Origin of the sequence: Cutibacterium avidum ATCC 25577 (genome assembly GCF_000227295.1) — a bacterium.
GTDB classification, from domain to species: Bacteria; Actinomycetota; Actinomycetes; order Propionibacteriales; family Propionibacteriaceae; genus Cutibacterium; species Cutibacterium avidum.
In genome coordinates this window covers 1296933-1321289 of sequence record NZ_JH165054.1, presented here as the reverse complement: position 1 = coordinate 1321289, position 24357 = coordinate 1296933, and the positions used below count along the sequence as shown (strand labels likewise).

Here is a 24357-nt window from a genome sequence, read left to right as displayed (position 1 = left end):
CGCCAGTCCCGCTCGGCCAGTGTCCTCAGCCCTGCTGCTTGTCGAGCTGAGCCTGCAGGCGCTCGAGCTTGGCGTCCATCTCACCAGTGCGTCCGGGGCGGATGTCGGCCTTGAGCACCAGCGACACCCTGGTGCCGTACTGGGCAACCGCTTCGGTAGCTTCCTTGACGACGCCCATGACCTCGTCCCACGAGCCCTCGATCTCGGTGAACATGGACGAGGTGTGGTTGGGCAAACCGGACTCGCGAACGACGCGAACGGCAGCAGCCACGGCATCGGAGACGCCACCGTTTTCCCGCGAAGCTCGGCCACCGCTGGGTACAAGACTGAAGGCAACGATCATGCCCCTAGTCTTGCACCGCTCACCCACCACCCAACCAACCTCGCCGGGAGCACCACACCGAGCGCCGCAGAGCGTGAACACCATTAATTTTCGATACGCCAAACGTGCGTTATTACGTCATTGTCACAAGGTTTAGGAAAACATTCCTGCACCAAATCTCATTCCTCATACCCTGCCGTGCACGACCTTTCACACGTGGTCTAACATCGATTGCAGGTTCGTTTGTGAACCCCACATTCACGATCCGAAATGCCGCATTTCCAACAGGAAGAGCCAGGAATGAGCGCCGAGACCACGACGAGTGACACGACCGTCACCGACGACCAGAACGGGTACGTCATCAGGGAGAACCAGGACATCGCCGCACGTCCTGACCTCGCCCGCACGACAGGTCGCGTCACCCCGACCCGCACCCGCAGACCCGTCTACCTCGACATGCTCCCTCCTTGTAATGCCGGTTGCCCGGCGGGCGAGAACATCCAGGAATGGTTGCGTCTCATCAAGGCCCATGAAGAGGAGAAGGCATGGCGTCAGCTCACTGCCGACAACCCCTTCCCTGCCATCCACGGTCGTGTCTGTTACCACCCCTGCGAGGTGGCCTGCAACCGCGCCGACCTCGACGGCGCAGTGTCCATTCACTCCGTCGAGCGTTACCTCGGTGACCTCGCCATCGAGAAGGGCTGGAAGTTCATCAAGCCCGTCGACGCCTCCGGACACCGCGTCCTCGTCATCGGGGCCGGCCCCGCCGGCCTGTCCGCCGCCTATCACCTGGCCATGCTCGGCCACGACGTCGAGATTCACGACGCCGGCGACAAGGTCGGCGGCATGATGCGCTACGGCATCCCGGAATACCGGCTACCCCGCGAGGTCCTGGATGCCGAGATCGAGCGTCTCACCGATCTCGGCATCCAGATCGTCCTCAACCACCCCGTCAACGACCTCATGGAGGAGAAGGCGAAGGGACGCTTCGACGCCGTCTTCGTGGCCATCGGCGCCCACCTGTCCAAGCGCGTCGACATCCCGACCGTGGACGCCTCCCGCATGGTCGACGCGGTGAGCTTCCTGCACAACGTCGCCGCTGGCGAGAAGCCCCTCATCGGTCGTCGCGTGGCCGTCTACGGTGGCGGCAACACCGCCATGGACGCCGCTCGGGTGGCCAAGCGACTGGGTGCCGAGGAGTCTATCGTCGTCTACCGCCGCACCGCCGAGCAGATGCCGGCCCACGCCGAGGAGCGTGAGGAGGCCGAGCGCGAGGGCGTCCAGATGAACTGGCTGCGCACCATCACCGACGTCGGGGACGACCTGACAGTCGAGGTCATGGAGCTCGACGAGAACGGCAAGCCGCGTGGCACCGGACGTTACGAGAAGCTCGAGGCCGACACCGTCATCCTGGCCGTCGGACAGGATGCCGACACCGGATTCCTGCACAAGATGCCCGGCATGCGATTCCGCAACGACGTCGTCGACGTCAACCCCTCGACCCTCATGACCGACGTTCCCGGTATCTTCGCCGGTGGCGACACCGTCCCCTCTGAGCGCACCGTGACGATCGGTGTCGGCCACGGCAAGCGTGCCGCCCGCCAGATCCATCTGTGGCTCAACCGCGAGTCCGGCTATCCGGCCCCCAAGAACACCACAGTCGGTTTCAACGACCTCAATCTGTGGTACTTCGGTGACCACCTGCGTCGTCACCAGCCCGAGCTCGACCCGACCCAGCGTGTCGGATTCGACGAGGTCGTCGGCGGTCTCGACGACGAGCAGGCCCACTTCGAAGCCGGACGATGCCTGTCCTGCGGAAACTGCTTCGAGTGTGACGGCTGCTTCGGCTCCTGTCCCGAGGACGCCATCATCAAGCTCGGCAAGGGCCACCGCTACGAATTCGACTACGACAAGTGCACTGGATGCGCCACCTGCTTCGACCAGTGCCCGGTCCATGCCATCGAGATGATCCCCGAAGGCACCGATCCGGCAACCGTGCAGGGGTCCGGCAACCCCACCCCCGGATGGGCAGTGCGTCCTGAACCCAATCCACAACGGTCAGCTTCGATGAAGTTCACCGTCGACTCCGAGAACTGAGAAGGAGGACTGACCATGGCAACTAGCTCCGACTCCCGCGTCCGCACCATTGCCGACGGCAACACCGCCGCCGCCTCGGTCGCCTATCGCTGCAACGAGCTGTGCTCGATCTACCCCATCACCCCGTCCTCCCCGATGGCCGAGACCGCCGATGAGTGGTCCGCCGCCGGACGGAAGAACATCTGGGGCGACATCCCCACCGTCATGGAGATGCAGTCCGAGGGTGGCGCCGCCGGCGCCATGCACGGCGCTCTGCAGGGCGGCGCCCTGAGCACCACCTTCACGGCCTCCCAGGGCCTGCTCCTCATGATCCCGAACATGTACAAGATCGCCGGTGAGCTCACCAGCACGGTCTTCCACGTGGCCGCCCGGTCGCTGGCTGCCCAAGGCCTGTCGATCTTCGGTGATCACCAGGACGTCATGGCTTGTCGTCAGACCGGATTCGCCATGCTGTGCTCCTCGACGGTGCAGGAATGCCACGACCTGGCCCTCATCGCCCAGGCCGCGACGATGCACTCCCGGGTGCCCTTCATGCACTTCTTCGAGGGCTTCCGCACCTCCCACGAGCTCAACGTCCTCGAGATGTTGTCAGACGACGACATTCGTCACTTCATCACTGACGACCTTGTCCACGCCCACCGGGAGCGCGCCCTGTCCCCGGCCCACCCGTTCATCCGCGGCACCGCCCAGAACCCCGACACCCACTTCCAGGCCCGCGAGGCCGCGAACAAGTACTACGAGAGCGTGCCGGGCATCGTCCAGTCCCTCATGGACGAGTTCGCCCAGGTCGTCGGACGCCAGTACCACCTCGTCGAGTACCACGGCGATCCCGAGGCCACCGAGGTCATGGTCTGCATGGGTTCCGGCGCCCGCACCATCGAGCACACCATCAACCGTCTCAACGCCCAGGGACACAAGCTCGGCCTCGTCGAGCTGCACCTGTTCCGTCCCCTCCCGGCCGCCGAGATCGTCAGGGCCATCCCGGAGACGGCCCGCACCGTCGCCGTCCTGGACCGCACCAAGGAGCCCGGCTCCAACGGCGAGCCCCTCTTCCTCGACGTGCTGGCCGCCCTGTCCGAGGCCCACTCCCGTGGCACCCGCAACAACATGCCGATCGTCTCGGGCGGCCGCTACGGCATCTCTTCGAAGGAGTTCACCCCCGGCATGGTCGCCGGCATCGCCGCCGAGCTGGAGCTGGAGCAGCCGCGTCCCCGCTTCACCATCGGCATCGAGGACGACGTCACCGGCCTGTCCCTGCCGTGGGAGCCCCTCGACATCGAGGATCCCAAGACCATCCGCGCCGTCTTCTACGGCATGGGTTCTGACGGCACCGTCGGCGCAAACAAGAACACCATCAAGATCCTCGGCTCAGACCCCAACACCTACGCCCAGGGCTACTTCGTCTACGACTCCAAGAAGTCCGGATCGAGGACGACCTCCCACCTGCGCTTCGGACCCGACCCGGTCGAGGCCCCTTACCTCATCAGCCAGGCCGGATTCATCGGTATCCATGCCTGGGGAATCCTGGAGTCCATCGACGTCCTGACGATGGCTCGCGAGGGCACCACCGTCCTGCTGAACTCCCCCTATGACGCCGACGAGGTGTGGGACAAGCTGCCTGACACCATGCAGCGTCAGGTCCTCGAGAAGCACCTCGACCTGTGGACCATCGACGCCCTGTCCGTGGCCCGCAAGGTGGGTCTGCGCAACCGCACCAACACCATCCTGCAGACCTGCTTCTTCGCGATCTCGGGTGTGCTGCCCAAGGACGAGGCGATAGCCAAGATTAAGGACTCGATCCAGAAGACCTACGGCAAGAAGTCTCAGCAGATCGTCGAGATGAACCACGCTGCCGTCGACGCCTCCCTGGAGCATCTGCACCAGGTCAAGGTGCCTGAGCGGATGACCGCCAACCACAGCCTTATCCCGGCCGTGCGCGAGGACTCCCCGGAGTTCGTCAAAAACGTCACTGCCCGCATGATCGAGGGATTCGGCGACCTGCTGCCTGTCTCGGCCCTGCCCGACGACGGCACCTACCCCGCCGGCACCACCAAGTACGAGCAGAGGACGCTGTCCGACGTCATCGCAACCTGGGAGCCCGAGGCCTGTATCCAGTGCGGTAACTGCGCCTTCGTCTGCCCGCACGGCGTCATCCGCGCCAAATACTGCTCACAGTCCCAGCTCGAGGGAGCCCCGGAGTCCTTCCAGTCCGCCGAGCTCAACGCCGCGGGTCTGCCGGAGTCCCGTTACACCCTGCAAATCGTCCCCGACCAGTGCACCGGCTGCGGCCTGTGCGTCGAGGCCTGCCCGGCCCACCCGGTGGGCGAGCCCGACCGCAAAGCCATCAACCTCGAGGAGCATCTCGACAAGACGGTCCAGCGCGAGAACGTGAGGTTCTTCGAGACCATCCCGGTCAACGACCGCTCCCGTGTCGACTTCGCCACCGTGCGAGGCACCCAGTTCCTAGAGCCGCTCTTCGAGTTCTCCGGAGCTTGCTCGGGTTGTGGCGAGACGCCGTACGTCAAGCTCATCACCCAGCTCTTCGGCGACCGCGCCGAGGTGGCCAACGCCACCGGCTGCTCCTCCATCTACGGCGGTAACCTGCCGACGACCCCGTGGGGCAAGAACGCCCAGGGCCGTGGCCCGGCATGGTCGAACTCCCTGTTCGAGGACAACGCCGAGTTCGGCCTGGGCATGCGGATGGCCGCCAACGTCCAGACCGACCTGGCCAGGCGTCGGCTCCAAGAGGTCTCCGACCAGCTCGACCCTGAGTTCGTCGACGACCTGCTGCACGCCCCACAGCTCACCGAGCACGATCTGCAGCGTCAGCAGCGTCGGGTCAAGCAACTGCAGGCCAAGCTCTCCGACATGGAACAGACCCCGGCGGTGCGCGACCTCATGAGCGTCGCCGATCACCTGCTGCGTCGCTCGGTGTGGATCATTGGTGGTGACGGTTGGGCCTACGACATCGGTTCGGGCGGCGTTGACCACGTGCTCGCCTCCGGACGCGACGTCAACGTTCTGGTTCTCGACACCGAGGTGTACTCCAACACCGGTGGCCAGGCGTCGAAGTCGACCCCGCTGGGTGCCGTCGCGAAGTTCGCGTCCGCCGGCAAGCCGACCGCCAAGAAGGACATGGCCATGCAGGCCATCGCCTATGGATCGGTGTACGTGGCTCGCGTCGCCCTGGGAGCCGATCCACAGCAGACCCTGCGGGCCTTCCGCGAGGCGGAGGCCTACCCGGGCCCGAGTCTCGTCATCGCCTACAGCCACTGCATCGCCCACGGCTACGACCTGCGCAACGGCCTCGATCAGCAGTACAAGGCCGTCCACTGTGGACACTGGCCGCTGATGAGGTACAACCCGGTGTTGGCCGATGAGGGACGCAACCCGTTCCTGCTCGACTCTTCCAAACCCGACAAGACGTGGCGGGAGTACACCAAGCTGGAACTGCGTTACCGGATGCTGGCCAAGGCCCACCCGGAGGAGGCCGAACGTATGCTGGATCTGGGTCAGCGCCAGGTGGAGCGTCGTTATGCCGAGTACGCCGAGATGGCTTCCCGTACTGCCGAGGACTTCGCCGTCGATGCCCGTATGTCCCAGCTCGCCGCTTCATCCAACCGCGCCTGACAGCCCACGAAGGAATGACGTTTCATGAGTGATCTTCACACCAGGTACATGGGGCTCACCCTGAGGTCACCGCTGGTGGCCTCGGCCGGCCCCATCCAGCAGAAGGTCGACGGGGTCAAGGCCCTCGCCGACGCCGGGGTCGGAGCCATCGTCATGTACTCCCTGTTCGAGGAGCAGGTGAGGCATGAGGAGGCCCGACAGGCCGAGATCGAGTTGGAGTACATGGACTCGTTCGCCGAGTCGCTGAGCTTCTTCCCGACCGTGGCCAGCAACGAGGGCGGTATCACCGAGCGCTACCTCACCCATCTGGAGGCCAGCGCCAATGCCGTCGACATCCCCGTCATCGCCTCGCTGAACGGCGCGACGAACGGTGGTTGGGTCGACACCGCGAAACGGATGGAGGATGCCGGCGCCGCGGGCATCGAGTGCAACATCTACATGGTGCCCGGTGACCTCGAGCAGTCCGCCGAGGAGGTCGAGGACCGTCACGTCGAGATCGTCCAGGCAGTCAAGGATGCCGTGACCGTCCCGGTGGCCGTCAAACTCTCGCCGTTCTTCTCGGCCCTGGGCAACATGACCACCCGTCTGGACGCCGCCGGGGCCGACGCCCTGGTGATGTTCAACCGCTTCCTGCAGCCCGATATCAACATCGAGAAGATGCAGGTCGAGCCCGGTGTGTGGCTGTCCTCCCCGGCCGACGCCCGCCTGCCGCTGACGTGGATCGCCGCCCTGTCGGGTCGTATCAATGCCTCGTTGGCTGCATCGTCGGGTGTCGAGACCGCCGATGATGTCGTCAAGTACCTTCTTGCCGGCGCTGACGTCGTCATGACCACTTCGGCGCTGGTGCGCCACGGTGCCAGGTATGCGGCCGAACTGCAGAAGGGCCTGGAGTCCTACCTACAGCGCAAGGAGCTCGGCCTCGACAAGCTGCGCGGCATGCTCGCCATCCCAGCCGACGCCTCGACCGCCGAGTACGAGCGCAACGGTTACGTCGCGGCCCTTGAGAAGGCCAAGACGACCTACGGATCCTGATTCGCGAATTCACGGCTGAGGGGCCGGTGGCCAATGCCACCGGCCCCTCGTTCTGTGCCATCCCTCGTCGTCGCCACCCACACTCGTGTGGTGATCGGGGTGTTGACAAGGCCAGCTGCCACCTCACATAGCAATCCCCCGGGTCGTAACCGCAATTACCACAGGCACGTCGGGTGTCGCCCACTCTGCTGCCAGATCCCATCTGACGAGGCCATATGTCGTCGTGACATGATCGGGGCCGGCGACAACAGTCACCGGCCACGGTCATCCCACTATCACGGGTGGAACGAGCATGACAGGGACGCGGATGAACGCCCGGTAAGGTTGTCCGCACGAGACGTCCAGGAGGAACGATGCCCCAACGCAAGGTCAGCGTGATCAACCACTACGCCTTCCCACCGGGGTCGGGTGGCATCACCCGCAACTTCGACATGTTCTCACGATTGCGCGGCTGGCAGCCCCACTTCTACGCCGCCAACATCAACCACACCTCTGGCGAGAGGATGACCGTTGACGACCCGCGTTACACCCTCGTCCCGATTCCGGAGTACAAGGGAAACGGGGCCAAGCGTGTCCTCGGCTGGATCGCCTTCGCCGCCGGTGCCGGCGCCCGGACGCTGGTACGCCCGGCCGACGTCATCTTCGCCTCCTCCCCACAGATCTTGGCCCCAGCCGCTGGCATGGTCGTCGCCGCTCTGCGTCGCAAGCCCTTCGTCGTCGAGGTGCGCGACCTGTGGCCGGATTCGCTGGTCTCCGGCGGCGCCCTCAAGGAGGGATCGGCCCTTCACAAGGTGCTCCAGGGGCTGGAAAAGACCATCTACGCCCATGCCCGCCAGATCGTCGTCGTGACGAAAGGCTGGGAGGACCACTTCCGCGAGCTCGGCATCAACGTCGACAAGGTCACCGTCGTCCCCAATGGCGCCGACCTGGCCGAGTACGAGGTCAACGAGTCCCGCGAGGACCTGCGCAAGGAGTTCGGCATCGAGGGATTCACCGCGGTGTTCTCCGGCACCCATGCCAACTACGTCGGGCTGGACCTCATCGTCGACGCGGCCCGTCGTCTGCCGGACGTCAACTTCCTCCTCGTCGGTGCTGGAGCTCGCAAGCAGTGGGCCATCGACGAGGTGAAGAAGCTGGGACTGACGAACGTCAAGTTCCACGACCAAGTACCCAAGTCCGAGCTGGTGCGCATCCTCTCGGCCTGTGACGTCGGTTTGCACACCGTCTCCCCGCAGTCGGTCTTTGACAAGGGCATGAGCCCCAACAAGCTCTACGACTACATGGCCGCCGGACTGGCCGTCGTCTCGAATGCCAAGGTGCCGATCCGCGACGTCATCAGTGACGACGAGGTGGGCGCCTGCGTCGATCCGACCGAGCTCGTTTCTGGGATCGAGCGGGTGCGTGACGCCGACGAGTCCACCATGAAGCGTTGGCACGAGCGGGCCCGCGAGCTCATGACGAACAAGTACTCCCTGCAAGCATCGGTCGACAAGCTCGAGACGGTGCTGGAGAAGGCGCTGTACCGATGACGTCGGAAACGAGCGGCTGGGGTGGGCAACCCCAGCCGCTCTGCATCGTCGGAGTCCGTCACCCCAGCAGTGCCGCTGCAATGGCCGGGACGGCGATGACGAGGACAGCCAACGCGACTCCCCACAGGTCTCGTGTTCGCCAGCGCGACTCGACGGCGTAGGTACGACGAGTCGCCGTCGCGAAACCGCGAGAGTCCATGGCCCGGCTGAGCACCTCTGACGACCTCATGGCGTACAGCACCATCGCGAATGTCATCGAGGACAGGTACTTGACCCGAGATGACAGGGAGTACGTCGGCCCCATCCCGCGCAGGCGGCGCACATCGGACTGGACGCGCCACTGGTCGCCCAGGTGACCCATCCGGATCACACCTGCCACCGACGCCACCACCGGGCGCTGCGGAAGGTGGGTCTGCTGAGCCAGGGCGTCGCCGAAGCGGGTGGGATCGACCGCGGCCGAGGCCAGTGCGCCCGGCAGGACGAAGACGAGGATCCTCAGCCCCTGACGGGTCGCCTCACTCCACACCGCTGGGTTCGTGAACCCGTTGTGGAGCAACAGGGTCGTCCAGACCAACATCACCGCAGCGATGAGGACCGGAATCGTCCGAACCGCCAGGGGCTTGACGCGGCGGGAACACATCGGAGCCATGGCGACGGCCGGGATGAGCCCGATGGCGCCGATGAGCGGAGATCGCACGAAGAGGGACCCGACAATGCCCGCGACGGCGATGAGGAGGACGACGAGAGGGTTGACCGTCGTCAGGAATGCCGACTTCCCCTGGGGGTTCTCGTCCGGGGCAGGATCCGGATCGCGGTACGAGGCGACGTCAACGACCTCGTCAGCCATCTCGATGAGCTGGGGGTCGTGAGCGGAGACGACAACGGCAACCCCGGAGTCCGCCGCGGCGCGGATGGCCGCCAGGACACTGGCACCGCGGTCGTCGTCGAGGCCGACGGTCGGCTCGTCGAGGAGCAGCAGGTCGGGTTTCTGAGCGAGTGCCGCCGCGATGGCGAGGCGCCTCTTCTCCCCGCCCGAACAGGTCATGGGGTGGGAGTCAAGGATCGGCTTGAGCCCGAAGGTCCTGACGAGGTCCCGCAGATCGGCATCCTCAGGGACCATGGGCGAGGCGAATAACTCGTCAGCAGCTGTGCGGGCGACGAGGTAGTTCTCCGGGTTCTGCGGCACCCAGGCGGTGTGCTCGGGCTGGGGGAGGGCGAGCACACCGGCAGCAGGGTCATCAAGCCCGGCCAGCAGCCTCAGCAGGGTGGACTTGCCGATCCCGCTAGGCCCTGACAGGACCGTGACGTAACCGCGTCGGGCCGACATCTCGACGCCACGAAGCAGCACGTCGTCAGACTGCGGACGGTGAGCATCGAGGGCGACGGCCCGAGCGACTGCCTCGCCGGGAGTAGCGGGGTGCCACGGCACTTCGGTGGGCTCGCGCGAGTCGAGGTAGTCCTCGAAATCCCAGATCCGTTTGAGGGTGCCGTGATCGGTCAACTCGACAACCTGGTCGAGGATCCCACGCCACTGGTCCGGATGGTGGTCGACGACGAAAACCGTCCGGTCGTGGGCCATCCTGGCGACCTCGTCGCGAATCGCGCTGGCCGATTCCTCGTCGAGCATCGAGATCGGCTCGTCGAGGAGGAGAAGACCGGGGTCGGTGGCCAGGATTCCGGCGATGACGAGACGCTGCATCTGCCCGCCCGACATCTTCGTGGTGGAGTGGTCACAGGGAATGGTGAACCGGGCACGGCGTCGGGAGTCCTCGACGATCGGCCAGATCTCCTCGCGGGGAACGCGATGATTCTCCGGACCAAAGGCGATGTCACGTCCACAGGTCGCGGCGACGACGGAGTGGATCGGCTCCTGCTGCAGCAGACCGACGCTGTCGTCGCCCCACGTACTCACTTGACCCGTCAGGTCGTGACTCTCCTCCTCCAGCAACCCTCCGACGGCGTGCAGCAGGGTCGTCTTGCCAGCACCCGAAGGCCCTGTGACAAGCACCCTTGCGCCAGCCGGCAGGTGGAGGTCGATGGGCCCGAGGATGGGAGCGTCGCGGCCCGGGACGCCGACAGTCAACCCCTCGACATCCACTGGCACCGCCCGCCGAGCGGAGACGTCGTCAGCCTGGTCAGTACGGGCCAAGACGTCAGTCATGACAGATTCCGTGCCGACGCCGTACTCCGCTTTCCTCCATGCAGTTCACGAGAAACCGCGAAGGGGTTGAGGGCGCCGGCGGCCGCCAGGCCGCGGACGATACCCCACGCCAGCAGACCGCCGAGCAGGGCTCCGGAGACGACCATGAGGATGAGGTAAACGACGGTGTCCCCGAAACGGAACATCGGGTAATAGGAAATACGTTCGTAGATACCCTCAGCGATACCGGTGAGAGCTCCGGCAACCATGGCGAGCTTCGGTCCAGCCTTGCGATAGGCGACGGCGAGCAGGCACAGCTCCATCGGCAGAGCCTGGATGAGACCCGAGATGAGGGTCCCGGCTCCCCACTGACTGCCAAGGGCGGCCTCAATGGATGCAGCGAGGACCTCCGCGAGAAGGGCAGCGCCGGGTTTGCGGACGATGAGGCCGGCGATGAGGGCGGGTAGGAACCAGATGCCGGCGAGAATACCCTCGGCCGGCAGGTACACCGAGGCCACCGGCTTGAGAAGGCTGTAGAGGGCGCCGTAGCCGAGGAAGATGACACCGAATGCCACCGCAATCATCACCGGAGTGACGATGTCAATAGTGCGGTACCGCATGGCAGGTTTGTCGTTGGTCATGGAAATCCTTCCGTCCCTTCGGAAGGGGGCGCACATGCGCGAAGAGCCCGACTCCCTACGCCGGTCCTAACCGGTTCAGGTTCGAGGGTCTGGGCGGTGCCCACTCTCAGCATCCGATGATGCTCCCCTGTCGTTGAGAGCCATCGTAGTCGCGGTTGGCGGGAAGTCTCCACCCACAACGGGTTCGGCGATCCTTGCGCGGGGCTCGGATGTCGTCGGGCGGGGTCCGTAGCCCGGACCTCGACGATGTCGGATCCCGACTCCTGGTGGAAATCGGGGTCATGAACCCCCGTCGTGCCATCTCCCGTAGCAGCTTTCACCGTCAGAACCCCGATCTCCACAAGGTTGCGGGTGGACCGGGACGGGAAGGGACACGTTGCTTGGGAACACGTCCTCAACTCCCGGGCTCAGCGTGGGTGCTGGACATGGCCCGCCGTCAGCTATGCCCCAACGCCCGATTCGTGCGCTTCGTGGGCATGGCTGTCAGTGGGTCCTCGGGCCAGGAATGTTTGGAATAACGTCCACGATTCTCCGCTCGCACCGAGGGGTAGACGTTGGCCCAGAAACTGGCGAGATCGTCGGTGACGGCCAACGGACGTCGGGCTGGGGACAACAGATGGAGCACCACCTTCACGCGGCCGTCACAGATCATCGGGCCGTCGGTCCACCCGAAACACTCCTGGAGCATCACCGCGAGCACCGGAGCAGCGTCACTGCCGGGTTCCGGGTAGTCAACGCGGATTCGCGACCCGCTGGGGACCGTGATCGTCTCGGGGATGACCTCGTCAAGACGTGCCGATTCCTGCCACCCCAGCATCCCGCGTAGGCCAGAGGTGGCGTCACTCCCCTGCCCTGCGGCCAGGCCATCCAGATCGAGCCATTCCTCGGCGCGGGAGAGCAGAGCCTCATCACTGACGTCAGGCCAGGGGTCTCCGAGTACCTGGTGGGCCAGGGCGAGCCGACGCCTCAGGGACTCACCGTTCTTCGTCAGGCCTATAACCTCGAGCCCGCGGGATCTCACTTCTTCCAACACCGCTCGACGAACCTCATCACGCCCTGGCCGGACCGGGGTGGACGACAACTCGATGGCACCAAGCCGCGAAACGCGTCGACCGCGAGCCTTGCCGCCATTCCAGGTGACCGTGGTCTCGGTCGCGAGCATCGCTGCACCGGCATCCAGAGCCGCTGATTCCGCCAGCGGGACCGCTGCCCGGATGAGGGCGCCGCTCGTGACGCGGGAGGTTCGGGCAACGGCCAACCAGGGCTGCCCAAGCAACCCGGGTGGGCAGTTGCGGGGTAGTTCAACCCCGGTGCCACAAGCCAACAGATAGGACGACGACCCCTCACCACGGCTGCGAGCGATCCAACCTGGGCGAGCCAGGGAGACGACCGTGGCGACAGCATCATCGTCGGTGATGTTGGTGTCGGGGAAACCGTCAGTGAGACGCGAAAGCCGGTCAGCCTCGCGACGCCACACCCTCCCATCGGGGTGACGACCAGTCCGCAGCTGGCGCCACTGCCCGACGAGGTCGACCTGTCCGTCGTCGAGGCCGAGCATGGCGACGATCTCGGCGCAGCGACGAGACCCGACAATCGGTGCGCCGTCAATCAGGGCCCTTGCCAGACGCGGGTCCACCGGAACCGTCGCGAGCTGACGCCCTCTCTCGGTGACTCGACCGTCAGCGTCAACAGCACCCAGGTCACGCAGTTCCTCCTCGGCCTCGGCCACCCGGTCCTGTGGCAATGGGGTTGGTAGGGCCATGCCTTCGCCACGAGGCGAGCCCCAGACGGCCAGCGCAAACAGCGGCGCCACAAGGTCGGCATGATCAACCTCGGGGGCCGGGTCGGCATCCATCCCAGACCAGTCCTGGGGCCGCAGGCTCCGCACCGCGACGCCAGGGCCGAGACGAGCTGCGCGTCCGGCACGCTGAATTGCCGAGGCTCGAGATTCCCGGACTGTCACCAGGCCCGTCATGCCGCGATCACGATCCAGGCGCGGTTCCCGGGACAGACCCGAATCGACGACGAGCCTCACCCCCGGCACCGTCAGGGAAGATTCCGCAACCGCCGTCGAGACGATGACACGGCGCGCATCACCTGGGTCCGACAAGGCATGATCCTGCTCACGCACCGACATCGCCCCTGACAGCCCGACGATCTCGACACCGTGGAGCCGGGAGCGCAGATCCGCGACGACGTGATCGACCTCACGCGCCCCCGGCACGAAGACCAGCGCCGAACCATCCGGGTGGCGATCAAGGGCCTCGACGGTGACACTGCCAAGGTGACTGAGGAATTCGGGAGTCACGCCCCGAGAATCCACAGGGGATCCCGAGGCTGGGGCCCACTCGATCTGGAGCTCATGCAGGGCCGAGGGCACCTCGACGACCGGTGCCGGCTCGTCCGCACCGAGGAGGCTCGCCCACCCAGAGCTGTCGACGGTGGCCGACATCGCCAACACCATGAGGTCCTCACGCAACCGGGCCACCTCGCACACCATCGCGACGGCGAGGTCGGCATCGAGATGACGCTCATGGACCTCGTCGAGGATGACGGCGTCAACCCCTGTCAGGTCAGGATCGCGCATCAGGCGGCGAAGGAGAACCCCGGTCGTCACGAACTCAACCCTGGTGTCGCGGGTTGTCGTCGACTCCCCGCGCACGGTGTGGGAGGCGAACTCGCCGGGGCGGGTCCGGGTGAGTGTGGAAAGTCGGCGTGCGGCGGATCTGGCTGCCACCCGTCGTGGCTGGGTGACGATGACCCGACCCGAACACCGCGATGCAACCAGCGGCGGGACGAAGGTCGTCTTGCCGGTGCCCGGTGGGGCGACGATGACCGCCCTCCCAACGTCCAGGGCTGTGATGATCTCGTCGCAATGATCGGCAACCGGATGCCCGGAGCCTATTGCGTCGAGGTCGGGACTCCGCGTCACTGGGCCGTCCTCCACCCCTCGGTCTCCCTCTCGTCCAGGGGATCAGGGGCAGTGGCCTCGGCGACCGTGCGGTTCGTCATTGCCTCCGTGGGGGCATCCTCCAGCGACCAGTCCGTCGCCCGGATAGGAATCCAGGAATCGGCCACCCGCTCGACGATCATCGTCATGATCATGACGGCATCGGGCTCGGCCCCCGGGAGCGCGGCGAACTCGTCAGGGCTGACCCACTGAAGCTCCAGAGACTCGCCAGGACGCGGTTTCTCCGCCGGATCACCATCAGCAACCATCGCCATGACGATGTCGGAGTGGAAGTGCCCTGGGTAGGGGCTGTGGGTGTTGAGAAGCACCGGCGTCGGGTGCATGAGGTCATGGACCCCGTCAGGAAGCCGATTCCAGGGCTGCAGGACGCTCAACTGGTCAATGTGATAGCCAGTTTCCTCGTGAAGCTCGTGAACAAGGGCCTGCCAGGGGTTCTCGGTGTGCTCGACGTGTCCGCCCGGCTGAATCCACAAATTCATCTTGCGGTGTTTGTGCACGAGGGCCTTCCACTGCCAGCCACGTGAGCTGTCAGATGGAAACCTTCTCAGGATCCACGCACTGATCGTGACGTCGTGTCCATGTGGCTGGGTGTGGAGATGTGGCATGGTCCAAGCCTGTCACGCTGCAAGCTGAAGTGCCCGGCCCCAACCTACCCATGGGGCTCACATTATTGCGAAATACAGCACATTTTTGGGACAATCAGTATGTATCACCATCATTCGGAGGATCAGATGGACATCAATACCCTGTTGTCGGACATTGGCCTGCCGGGCCTGGGTCGCAAACCGGTTCTGGCGGACTCCAAGCCTCGAGTCGTGATCGTTGGTGCTGGTTTCGGTGGCTTGGCGGCCGCTGAGAAGACTGCCGAAGCAGGGTGCGACGTCACCCTCATCGACCGCAACCCCTACACCACGTTCCAGCCGCTGCTGTATCAGGTCGCGACCGGTGGTTTGAACCCAGGTGACGTCACCTACCGCCTGCGTTCCTTCGCCGCTCAGAACGGTTCTCGCACCCACTTCCGTCGTGCCTCTGTGACCGACGTCGACACCGAGAACCGCATCGTCAACGTCGACAACGGCGACCCGATCTCGTACGACTACCTCATCCTGTCCCAGGGCGTCGGAGCCAACTTCTTCGGTACCCCCGGTGCCGCCGAGCACTCGTACACCATCTACACCCGCGCATCCTCGCTGCGCGCACGCGACGCCATCTTCACCTACCTCGAGGACCTCGACACCCAGCGTGACAAGACCTTCGACGTCATCATCGTTGGTGGCGGCCCGACCGGCGTCGAGATGGCCGGCACCCTGGCCGAGATGAAGTCGATCGGCATCCCGGCAATCTTCCCAGACGTGTCCACCGACCGCGTCCACGTCACCCTCGTCGAGATGGCTGACCACCTCCTCATGCCCTTCGACCCGGCTCTGCGCCACTACACCCGTCGCCAGTTGCAGAAGCGCGGCGTGGACGTGCGCACCAAGACCGCCATCGCCGAGGTGCGCGAGGATTCGGTGCTCCTCAAGGACGGTCAGACGCTTCCTGCGGACATGGTCATCTGGGCTGCTGGCGTCGGTGCCCACAAGTCCGTTTCCGACTGGGGGTTCGAGCAGGGTCGCGGCGGCCGTATCGCCACCGATGGCACTCTCCGCGTCAATGGTCACGATCGCATCTTCGCCGTCGGCGACGGTGCCATCAACACCGAGGACCCCAAGCCTCAGCTGGCTCAGCCCGCCATCCAGGGCGGCGAGTGCGTCGCCCGTCAGATCGTCCACCTCGAACTCGGCGAGCCGCTGGAGAAATTCGAGTACCAGGACAAGGGCACCATGGCGACAATCGGCCGCAACTCAGCCGTCGTCCAGCTGTCCGAGAAGCTGAAGTTCACCGGTATCAGCGCATGGCTGACCTGGGTGATGGTGCACATTTACACCCTGTTGGGCGGTCGTAACCGTCTGCAGGCCATGATCAACCTCGGCGCTCGTTACATTGCGTTCCATCGCGAGGCCGGAGCCATCGTCGGCGATGTCCTCACCGAGGAAGGCAAGGAAGACAAGAACAAGAACGCTCTTCGCGACGATGACGAGAAGGGCGCCAAGCCCATCGACGGGAAGAAGTGATGCGCATGAGCAAGCTCGAGATCAATCCTGAGGAGATCGACAAGGGAACCCTGATTGCCGTCACGGTGGCTGCAGTCGCCGTCGCCGGGATCGCACTGGTGGCAGTGCGCAAGGGACCCAAGGACAAGAAGACGGGATCCCACGATCCGTCCTTGTTCGAGAACCTGTCCAAACGCAAGCCTGCCGGCGGACGGAGGGCTCGCCGTCGCGATCCGCGAGCCGACGGCCACGCCACCCCAATGGGTGGCACCGGGCGTGTGTCGACCGCCCCGGCCTTCTACTCCTACAAGTGACGATTCACTGACGGTGGGGTGACGCGAGAGCGTTGCCCCACCGTTATTCGTAGGGCCGGTAAGTCCGGGTCCCTCGCTCCCGTGCCTCGAGCCATGAGATGAGCGTTCCCCCTCCTGTGGCAATGGGGTTCCTGATGGTCGGCGGTGCAGCGCCACATTGCAGATGGGTTCATCGAAACCCCATTTTCCACAGCGGGACAACGCGAAGGTCAGGCTGGGCTGGGGACGCATGGGTCAGCGAACGGGACGAATCAAGACCCATCAGGGGGTAGGCTGCCCTCCTTCGCCGTTACAAGGTTGGATCCGCGAGCCTCAGGCTGGCGCGACACCACCCATGATCTGCCGCAGGACGGATTCACTGAACATGGTTCTTGGCCGATGCCGCCGATGCAGGTGGGAGGCGAGCCAGTCCAGGACGAATCTCGGGGTCTTACGGAGCATCGTCGGGGTGACGTGGAGCACCTTCCAGCCATGACGGTCCAGATGAGCCGACCTCATCATCGTCTCCTCATAACCCCCGGCGGTGCCGTGAACTGACCGGCCATCAATCTCCAAGGCGACCTTCTCGGCCTCGAAGGCTTGGTCCAGGTAGTAATGACGACCTCCCACCCGGACCTTGTGGTTGGGCTTGTGACCGGTGATCCCGGTGGCGCGAAGCAACCTGCTCATCTCCAGTTCCGGGATCGACCATGCGGCCAGGAGAATGTCAGCCAATGCGGCATCGACCTCGGCCTTTGGGTATCGGCCGGTCAGGCTCTTGCGTGCCCGACGACAGGATTCGGGAGTCACGAGGCGTTGTCGCAGGGCCTCGCAGACCCACTCCCATTCCCCCTGAATGGCGAGGACGAGGACCGATACCTCAGCGGTGGCAATCCGAACCCGCTCCCGCTCGGTCACGAAACGATGCGGCACGTGCCAGCGACGTACCCGAATACCCGGTCGGACCAACCGACGGGTTGAGGAAAAGGCCTCCACTTCATTGATGGTTCGGAAGTCCATGGGCCTGTTGGCGCCAGGAGCGGTCATCCCGAGCAGCAAGAGAGCGGTCTTTCCGACGATCACGGCATCGCGGTGCCACAACAGCAGCGCGCGAAGGATGGTCTTGGGGTCTCTGGCAAGGGCTGTCGCAGCAACCACTCCTGGCAAGATGCGGACTGCGTCTCCTCGGGCCACCGCCCGGTCGGCCTGGCCTCGGATGTAGCTGTGACGGTGGATGCGGGCAACGCCACGGTGATCGAGTCGTTCTTGAAGGTTCCTCACACCCCAATTTGTCGGCGGGACCCGCGATTTCTGTCAGGCAATTTCAATTCTGTGGACAACTCTGGTCGGGGTAGCCAAATCTTCTGTGGAAAACCGTCTTCTGAACCCGATCCTCGCCAGGTGAGATGGCTCACCGCATGTTCATCACCCCAATCACCACAGGAATGGGACAAGGTGGGTCCCGGGCGGGGAGGAACTGCGGGAGAAGCAGACACGGGGCAGGTTGGACCTGGGGCCAGGGTTGGTCAGGTTACGGAATCAATGGTAGGGAAGGTCCGACGTGCACCGGTAACCCCAGCCACGCGCTCGCTCCCGAGTAATCAGCCCTCAAGCAGGCGAGAAACCAGCCCCGTCAGCGCCTCAGCCTGGGACTCAAAGTTCAGCCCCGACTCGACGGCCCGACGTCCCGCCTGGCCCATCTCATGGCAACGCTTCGGATCGGCAAGCAACGCGCCAACGGCATCAGCGGTCGCGGCGACATCCTCGGTGTCGACGAAGATCCCGGCACCATAGCCGTCGAACATCTCCCGCCATGCCGGGAAATCGGATGCCGCGAACGGTACCTGCGAGGCCATGTACTCGAACAATTTCGTCGGCAGAGAGGCGACGTAGTTCGGTAACGGTTTGAGGAATACCAACCCCAGCTGGCCGCTGGCCAACACCTTCGGCACTTCGTTCGGGCCAATAAGGCCCAAGTGCTCGACAAAGCCCTCGGCCACCGCGCGGTCAACGGTGTCCTGACAACGCGGCAGCACCCGTCCGGCCAGCACCAGATGGGCCCCTGGCACCCGCTGACGAGACCGACGCGTCACGTCGATCATGAAGGAGAGCTTGCGCTCCTCCGACAGGTCTCCGACGTACACCAGCCGCCCCGGCACCGGAGCCGGAGTCGCGTCGTAATTCGCCAGCCAGGGATAGTTGCGCACCACCGTCACCGGGGAGTGGTGAAACCTTTCCCCGACCGTCGGTGTCGCGGCAACGACGGCGTCGACCCCGCGGTCGGCCAGCCCGACGAGTCCACGCGCTGCCAACCGGGCCAGCGGCCGCGTCACCCTACCCAAGTACGGCTTCGTGTCGACCTGGCCGATGAGGTCCTCGTGAGCGTCATGGATGACCTTGCAGTGGTGACGACGTCCCCACAGCAGCGCCAACGGGATGAGCTCGGGATCATGGATGTGCAGCACCTCAGGTTGAAGGGCCTGCAGGTGGTGCCACGCCTCCCGCTGACTGACGACCAGCCGACGGAGTCGTCCCTCCTCGCGGTGCAGAGCGACGACCGGAATCCCCTGGTCAACCCCGTCATGCTCGGCGGAAATGACGAGGTGATAGTCATGGCCGACCCCGACCAGGGCCCGCGCCTCCTTGTTGAAGACCCGGTTGTCGTGGCCGTGATGCACCGTCGACAGGGACACCACCCTGCCGAGGCAAGGGGAATCGGTCATCAGTCCGTCTTGCCGGCCTCGAGCAGTACCTTGGCGACATTGGCAGCAGCATTGCCGTCACCGTACGGATGTCCCGGATCGCCCTCGGGGTGCGGGCGGGTGGCGTACTCGGCGAGGTGCTCGGCGTCGGGATCGAGCACGTTCCAGCCATTCTCGACGGTCTCCACCCATTCGGTTTCGGTACGTACCGTCGTGCAGATGGTGCCGAGCAGGAAGGCCTCCTTCTGCAGACCGCCCGAGTCGGTGATGACGCCGACGGCATTGGTGACGGCATTGACCATGTCGGGATAAGCCAGCGGGTCGATGGTGGTGAGGTTGCCGCGGCCGATGGTGATGCCGTCGGCCTCGGCGCGGGCGCGCAGACGCGGGTGCACCGGCAGGATGACCTTACGGTCCAGGCCGCCGAGGGCATCAAGGATATGGGCCAGACGCTCGGGATCGTCGGTGTTGTCGGCGCGGTGGATCGTCGCCATGACGTACTTCTCGCCCTTCTCCACGCCGGGTACCGGGCGCGGGTTGGCAAGGACGGAGTCGCGCACCTGCAGGCAGACATCGGTCATGACGTCACCGACGAGCACCGATCGGGCAGCCAGCCCCTCGTCGGCCAAGTGACCCATGGCCACCTCGGTCGGAGCCAGGCAGAGGTCAGCAGCGTGGTCGGTGAGGACCCGGTTGTGCTCCTCGGGCATGCGGCGGTTGAAGGAACGCAGACCGGCCTCGAGGTGGGCCACCGGAAGGTGCATCTTGACGGCGGAGAGAGTGCCGGCAATGGTCGAATTGGTGTCGCCGTAGACGAGCACCCAATCCGGGTTCATCTCCTCCAGCACCGGGTCGAGCTGCTCGAGCATGCGACCGGTCATGAGGCCGTGGGAGCCGCCACCGACACCCAGGTGCAGATCAGGATTCGGGATGCCGAGCTCGATGAAGAAGGAGTCGGACATGTTGACGTCGTAGTGCTGGCCGGTGTGGATGATCTTGTGATCGATTCCCTCGGCCGCGAAGGCCTTGGCCACCGGGGCCAACTTCACGAACTGGGGACGAGCCCCGACGATGCTCACGACGCGCATTGATGAACCTTCCTGCCCGCGTACCGTACGTCGACCCAGCCTATCGTCCAGCGCCGTCAACTCACGCCTCCTCGCGAACAGCACGTCGCGCCATCACGGTATCTCGCGACCCGACCACGGTGTCGAGCAGGACGAGCACGGCCATCCACAGGGCGACGACGTTCGGCCCGACGAAAACACTGTTGGCCATCATGAGCACTGGGACCGCGAACATCATCGCGATGTACAGCCTGGCGATATGGCGGGTCTGTCCCGAGCGATGCGCACACCGCTGGAACGCCCGGACGATTCCCCACACCCACGCCACGACGAGTACAGCAGCGACGAGAACACCGTAGTCGGAGGCCACATGGATGAGTCCGTTATGGGGATTGGTCTTGTGGTGCAGGGAATACACCGTGGAGTCACGGGACAGGTGGGCGAACCCACCGGGTCCGACCCCGACCAGCGGGTGCGTCGCGATGAGGTGCAGCCCGAAGCCGAGCAGGGACAGCCTGACCGGCCAGGAGCGTGAGCCGAGATTGGCATGCTGCACCAGCACGGCGATGACGTCATTCCACGCCGAGAGCAGCGTCGCCCGACCTGGCCCGAGGACCAGTACGACGGCGGCCACGGCTCCCGCACCGACGACGATCCGACCGTATTTCCACGTCAGAGCCGCGCCGATGGCCATCAGTACCGCACCCATGAGGCAGAGCTTCGACCCGGTCAGCCACAGCAGGTAGAAGCTGGCAAGGGCCACGACGACGTGGCACCAGCGTTGCCAACCGCCCTTGACGACGGCGTGCCACGCGATCAGACCCAGACCCAGCACGAGGAACAAGGCGTAGTAGTTCGGGTTGGGGAAAAAGGTTCCCGGCAGCGGGTACACCAACGGCCGCCCCTGCCACTGGCCGTCGATGAACTGCGACAAGTGTCTCGTCGTGTGGTGTTCCCATACGGCGATCGGCAGGCTGATGAGGATGGCCACTTCCCACCCACAGGTGAGGTCACCGAGAACACCCTCGCTGCGCAGCCGTGACAGCGCCCACGCCAGCACGAACCCAATGACGAGGTTCGCGAGGTCACCCCAGGCAGGCGTCCAGGACACCATGAGCCCGGACACCACACCGACGACCACCCATGCGAGACCAAAGATGATCAGCGGCCACTGTCGCGGCCACGACGTCCCCTTGATCAGAGCTATCACGGCCAGGGCGGCCACGCCCACCCGGAAGGACGTCAAGGGCCCCACCGCCGCGTAGGTGCCGAAGAGCACCGTCAACGGCAGCAGGGCCACCAGGACACGGGTGAGGATCCGGGTCATGCCTCGACGATCTGGGAGTCCTGACGCTTGAGGGCACGCTCCTCGACAGTGACGAGGGCGTCGACGTCAGCCTCGAAGTTGAACTCCTCGGCGATGGCGCGTCGACCGTTCTCCCCGAGACGCTTGCAGCGCTCCGGGTCGGCCAGCAGCTCCTTGGCCGCCTCGGCCGCGGCCTTGGCGTCCCTCGAGGTGTCAACGAAGACTCCGCAGTCCCACTTCTCGAGCATGTTCACCAGGAACGGCAGGTCGGTCGAGATGAACGGGATCCCGGCCGCCATGTACTCAAAGAGCTTGGTGGGCAGCGAGTTGACGTAGTTCGGCAGCGGCTCGAGGAAGACCAGGCCGATGACCGAGGAGGCGAGCAGACCGGGCACCTCGTCAACCGGGATGGATCCGCAGTAGTCAACGCGCGGATGCTTGTCGAGCTCGTCGAACAGGTAGGCGACCTCGGGATCCTGCTTGCCGGCGATGACGAGGCGGGCGTCACCGTCCATCAGGGCCATCATGTCGAACATCTTGTCGGTCTGACGTCCCTTGGACAGCATGCCGACGTAGACGATCTGGCCTGGAACCTTCTCCCCCTCCACCGTGGTGTCGAAGCTCGACAGCAGCGGGTAGTTGTGGACCAACTTCTGGTTGCGGTGTCCGAAGTCCTCGGCAACCCCGTCGGTTACCGCGACCACACCGTCGAACCCCTTGTCAGCCATGGTGACCAGGGCCTTGGCGACCGTGCGGGCGACCGGCTTGATCTTCGGTGACAGGTATTCCTTGCCGTCGATCTGTGCGACGAGGTCCTCGTGAGCATCGAAGACCGCAGCCCGCCCGCGCAACTTCTTCCACGCCAGTACCAGCGGAATGAGCTCGGGGTCATGGATGTGGACGAGATCGGGGTTCACCCGGTCGAGGGCCTTCCACACCTTGGCCTGACGGCGGGTCAGACGGTCGATGCGGTTGGTGGCCTTGCCGATTCCCACCACATGTACCCCGTCGACGATCTCGTCACCGTCCTGGGCGCCGATGAACCAGACATCGGCGCCCCGCTTGGCGAGGCTGGCGCACTCCTTGCGGAAGATGCGGCCGTCGCGGGGGTTGTGAACGGTCGAGACGTGACAGACGCGGGCAAGGGACATACTCAGGCCTCCCCGTCACCAACGACGATGACCTCAACGCCGTCCCACTTGGCCGCGTCGACGACGTGACGACCGTCGACGAGGACCTTGATGCCCGGAAGATCGGCCGGGGTCAGCTCGGCGTACTCGGGGTGGTCGGCCTGCAGCAGGGCCCCGTCGACGGGCTCACCGACGTGGTAGGCCTTGAAGCCGAACTTGCCGAGCTCCTCGTCGGTGAACATCGGGTCATGGACGCTGACGTCGGCGCCGGCCTTGGCCAGGATCTCGACGGTGGGGAAGACGCCGGAGAAGGCAGTCTCCTTGACCTTGCCGCGGTAGGAGGCACCGAGGACGACGACCTTCTTGCCGGACAGGTCTCCCAGCACCGAGGCGGCCTGGTCGACGCAGTACTGCGGCATCGTCATGTTGGCCTCGCGGGCGGTACGGACGATGGTGGCGTCCGGGTCGGTCCACAGGTAGAGGCGCGGGTAGACCGGGATGCAGTGTCCACCGACGGCGATGCCGGGACGGTGAATGTGGGAGTAGGGCTGCGAGTTGCAGGCGTCGATGACCTTGTAGACGTCGATGCCGTTGGCGGCGGCGTACTTGCCGAACTGGTTGGCCAGGCCGATGTTGACGTCGCGGTAGGTGGTCTCGGCGAGCTTGGCCATCTCGGCGGCCTCGGCGGTGCCCATGTCCCAGACGCCGTTGACGCGCGGCAGGTCGTCACGATCGTCGAAGTCCAGGACCTGCTCGTAGAACTCGATGCCCTTGGCAGTGCCCTCGTCGGTCAGGCCGCCAACGAGCTTCGGGTAGCGACGCAGGTCGGCGAAGACACGGCCGGTGAGGACGCGTTCCGGGGAGAAGACGAGGTGGAAGTCCTTGCCCTCGGTCAGGCCGGAGATCTCCTCGATCATCGGCTTCCAGCGGTTGCGGGTGGTGCCGACCGGCAGGGTGGTCTCGTAGGAGATGAGGGTGCCCGGGGTGAGATGCTCCGCCAACGACTTGGTCGCGGCCTCCATCCAGCCGAAGTCCGGCTCCCAGGTCTCGTCGTTGACGAACAGCGGGACGACGAGAACGATCGCATCGGCGCCCGGAATCGCCTTGGAGTAATCGGTGGTGGCGGTGAGCTTGCCGGCCGGGACGAGTTTCTTCAGCTTCTCGTCGAGATAGGCCTCACCGGGGAAGGGCTCGTTGCCCTTGTTGATCTCGTCCACGACGCGCTGCTGCACGTCGACGCCGATGACGTCGTGACCCTTCTCGGCGAACTGCACAGCCAGGGGAAGCCCGATCTTGCCCATGGCGACGACGGCAATTTTCATTCCTGAACTCCTTGGGATTCGCGAATACCCCCGTCAGTCTAACCGGGCAGAGCGCCGCAATGAGTTCGTGTTATGCTCCCGC

Annotated in this window: 17 protein-coding genes and 1 riboswitch; of the genes, 6 read left to right on the top strand and 11 right to left on the bottom strand. The window is 65.1% G+C overall.

Annotated elements, in window-relative coordinates; all coding sequences use genetic code 11:
• Positions 1–25: 25 nt before the first annotated feature.
• Positions 26–343: a thiamine-binding protein gene (locus tag HMPREF9153_RS05770; protein ID WP_015583425.1), complete on the bottom strand. Its 318-nt coding sequence runs from the start codon at positions 341–343 to the stop codon at positions 26–28.
• A 249-nt stretch (positions 344–592) separates the two neighbouring features.
• Here HMPREF9153_RS05770 and HMPREF9153_RS05765 point away from each other — a divergent pair, with 249 nt between their 5' ends.
• From HMPREF9153_RS05765 to HMPREF9153_RS05750, 4 genes are all read left to right on the top strand, one after another.
• The gene (locus tag HMPREF9153_RS05765) at positions 593–2419 is read left to right on the top strand and encodes an NAD(P)-binding protein (protein WP_004810286.1); all 1827 of its coding nucleotides are present in this window, start codon (positions 593–595) and stop codon (positions 2417–2419) included.
• Between the two features lie 15 nt (positions 2420–2434).
• Positions 2435–6049: a pyruvate:ferredoxin (flavodoxin) oxidoreductase gene (gene nifJ, locus HMPREF9153_RS05760; protein WP_004810285.1), complete on the top strand. Its 3615-nt coding sequence runs from the start codon at positions 2435–2437 to the stop codon at positions 6047–6049.
• 24 nt (positions 6050–6073) lie between these two features.
• Positions 6074–7081 carry a dihydroorotate dehydrogenase-like protein gene (locus tag HMPREF9153_RS05755; protein ID WP_004810284.1) on the top strand — a complete coding sequence of 336 codons (1008 nt, stop codon included), beginning with the start codon at positions 6074–6076 and terminating at the stop codon, positions 7079–7081.
• Positions 7082–7434: 353 nt separating this feature from the next.
• The gene (locus tag HMPREF9153_RS05750; protein WP_004810282.1) at positions 7435–8610 is read left to right on the top strand and encodes a glycosyltransferase family 4 protein; all 1176 of its coding nucleotides are present in this window, start codon (positions 7435–7437) and stop codon (positions 8608–8610) included.
• Positions 8611–8668: 58 nt separating this feature from the next.
• On the opposite strand, the gene HMPREF9153_RS05745 is transcribed toward HMPREF9153_RS05750, so the two are convergent.
• From HMPREF9153_RS05745 to HMPREF9153_RS05730, 4 genes are all read right to left on the bottom strand, one after another.
• Positions 8669–10771: an ATP-binding cassette domain-containing protein gene (locus HMPREF9153_RS05745; RefSeq protein WP_004810281.1), complete on the bottom strand. Its 2103-nt coding sequence runs from the start codon at positions 10769–10771 to the stop codon at positions 8669–8671.
• On the bottom strand, positions 10768–11391 hold the full coding sequence (locus tag HMPREF9153_RS05740) for an ECF transporter S component (protein ID WP_015583430.1): 624 nt from the start codon (positions 11389–11391) through the stop codon (positions 10768–10770). The genes HMPREF9153_RS05745 and HMPREF9153_RS05740 overlap by 4 nt, the downstream gene beginning before the upstream one ends.
• 35 nt (positions 11392–11426) lie before the next feature.
• A riboswitch (TPP riboswitch) is annotated at positions 11427–11530 on the bottom strand.
• Positions 11531–11827: 297 nt separating this feature from the next.
• Entirely contained in the window at positions 11828–14338 is a 2511-nt protein-coding gene (gene hrpB / locus HMPREF9153_RS05735; RefSeq protein ID WP_004810279.1) for an ATP-dependent helicase HrpB, read from the bottom strand.
• Entirely contained in the window at positions 14320–14967 is a 648-nt protein-coding gene (locus HMPREF9153_RS05730) for an NUDIX hydrolase (protein WP_004810278.1), read from the bottom strand. The genes hrpB and HMPREF9153_RS05730 overlap by 19 nt, the downstream gene beginning before the upstream one ends.
• A gap of 126 nt (positions 14968–15093) precedes the next feature.
• Between HMPREF9153_RS05730 and HMPREF9153_RS05725 the strand changes: the two genes are divergently transcribed.
• Together HMPREF9153_RS05725 and HMPREF9153_RS05720 are read left to right on the top strand one after the other, a co-directional pair.
• On the top strand, positions 15094–16476 hold the full coding sequence (locus HMPREF9153_RS05725) for an NAD(P)/FAD-dependent oxidoreductase (protein ID WP_023032252.1): 1383 nt from the start codon (positions 15094–15096) through the stop codon (positions 16474–16476).
• Positions 16473–16769, top strand: a complete 297-nt coding sequence (locus tag HMPREF9153_RS05720) for a hypothetical protein (RefSeq protein ID WP_171023434.1) — start codon at positions 16473–16475, stop codon at positions 16767–16769. The genes HMPREF9153_RS05725 and HMPREF9153_RS05720 overlap by 4 nt, the downstream gene beginning before the upstream one ends.
• A gap of 312 nt (positions 16770–17081) precedes the next feature.
• On the opposite strand, the gene HMPREF9153_RS05715 is transcribed toward HMPREF9153_RS05720, so the two are convergent.
• The 6 genes from HMPREF9153_RS05715 to HMPREF9153_RS05690 all read right to left on the bottom strand — a co-directional run bounded on the left by HMPREF9153_RS05715 (position 17082) and on the right by HMPREF9153_RS05690 (position 24275).
• Complete coding sequence (locus HMPREF9153_RS05715) at positions 17082–18029, bottom strand: endonuclease domain-containing protein (RefSeq protein ID WP_004810275.1); 948 nt, start codon at positions 18027–18029, stop codon at positions 17082–17084.
• A 320-nt stretch (positions 18030–18349) separates the two neighbouring features.
• The gene (locus HMPREF9153_RS05710; protein WP_004810274.1) at positions 18350–19471 is read right to left on the bottom strand and encodes a glycosyltransferase; all 1122 of its coding nucleotides are present in this window, start codon (positions 19469–19471) and stop codon (positions 18350–18352) included.
• Positions 19471–20538, bottom strand: a complete 1068-nt coding sequence (gene wecB, locus HMPREF9153_RS05705; protein ID WP_004810273.1) for a non-hydrolyzing UDP-N-acetylglucosamine 2-epimerase — start codon at positions 20536–20538, stop codon at positions 19471–19473. The genes HMPREF9153_RS05710 and wecB overlap by 1 nt, the downstream gene beginning before the upstream one ends.
• A 61-nt stretch (positions 20539–20599) precedes the next feature.
• Positions 20600–21844, bottom strand: coding sequence for an O-antigen ligase family protein (locus HMPREF9153_RS05700; protein ID WP_004810272.1), 1245 nt, complete (start codon positions 21842–21844; stop codon positions 20600–20602).
• Positions 21841–22974, bottom strand: a complete 1134-nt coding sequence (locus HMPREF9153_RS05695; RefSeq protein WP_004810271.1) for a glycosyltransferase — start codon at positions 22972–22974, stop codon at positions 21841–21843. The genes HMPREF9153_RS05700 and HMPREF9153_RS05695 overlap by 4 nt, the downstream gene beginning before the upstream one ends.
• A 2-nt stretch (positions 22975–22976) precedes the next feature.
• The gene (locus tag HMPREF9153_RS05690) at positions 22977–24275 is read right to left on the bottom strand and encodes a nucleotide sugar dehydrogenase (RefSeq protein WP_004810270.1); all 1299 of its coding nucleotides are present in this window, start codon (positions 24273–24275) and stop codon (positions 22977–22979) included.
• Positions 24276–24357 lie beyond the last annotated feature (82 nt).

What these genes read in the sequence shown, in the direction of transcription:
- HMPREF9153_RS05695 (WP_004810271.1), bottom strand. Translation starts at nt 22,974, where the DNA reads ATGTCCCTTGCCCGCGTCTGTCACGTCTCGACCGTTCACAACCCCCGC.
- HMPREF9153_RS05700 (WP_004810272.1), bottom strand. Translation starts at nt 21,844, where the DNA reads ATGACCCGGATCCTCACCCGTGTCCTGGTGGCCCTGCTGCCGTTGACG.
- HMPREF9153_RS05745 (WP_004810281.1), bottom strand. Translation starts at nt 10,771, where the DNA reads ATGACTGACGTCTTGGCCCGTACTGACCAGGCTGACGACGTCTCCGCT.
- HMPREF9153_RS05725 (WP_023032252.1), top strand. Translation starts at nt 15,094, where the DNA reads ATGGACATCAATACCCTGTTGTCGGACATTGGCCTGCCGGGCCTGGGT.
- HMPREF9153_RS05750 (WP_004810282.1), top strand. Translation starts at nt 7,435, where the DNA reads ATGCCCCAACGCAAGGTCAGCGTGATCAACCACTACGCCTTCCCACCG.
- HMPREF9153_RS05765 (WP_004810286.1), top strand. Translation starts at nt 593, where the DNA reads ATGCCGCATTTCCAACAGGAAGAGCCAGGAATGAGCGCCGAGACCACG.
- wecB (WP_004810273.1), bottom strand. Translation starts at nt 20,538, where the DNA reads ATGCGCGTCGTGAGCATCGTCGGGGCTCGTCCCCAGTTCGTGAAGTTG.
- HMPREF9153_RS05710 (WP_004810274.1), bottom strand. Translation starts at nt 19,471, where the DNA reads ATGACCGATTCCCCTTGCCTCGGCAGGGTGGTGTCCCTGTCGACGGTG.
- HMPREF9153_RS05690 (WP_004810270.1), bottom strand. Translation starts at nt 24,275, where the DNA reads ATGAAAATTGCCGTCGTCGCCATGGGCAAGATCGGGCTTCCCCTGGCT.
- nifJ (WP_004810285.1), top strand. Translation starts at nt 2,435, where the DNA reads ATGGCAACTAGCTCCGACTCCCGCGTCCGCACCATTGCCGACGGCAAC.
- HMPREF9153_RS05755 (WP_004810284.1), top strand. Translation starts at nt 6,074, where the DNA reads ATGAGTGATCTTCACACCAGGTACATGGGGCTCACCCTGAGGTCACCG.
- HMPREF9153_RS05730 (WP_004810278.1), bottom strand. Translation starts at nt 14,967, where the DNA reads ATGCCACATCTCCACACCCAGCCACATGGACACGACGTCACGATCAGT.
- HMPREF9153_RS05770 (WP_015583425.1), bottom strand. Translation starts at nt 343, where the DNA reads ATGATCGTTGCCTTCAGTCTTGTACCCAGCGGTGGCCGAGCTTCGCGG.
- HMPREF9153_RS05740 (WP_015583430.1), bottom strand. Translation starts at nt 11,391, where the DNA reads ATGACCAACGACAAACCTGCCATGCGGTACCGCACTATTGACATCGTC.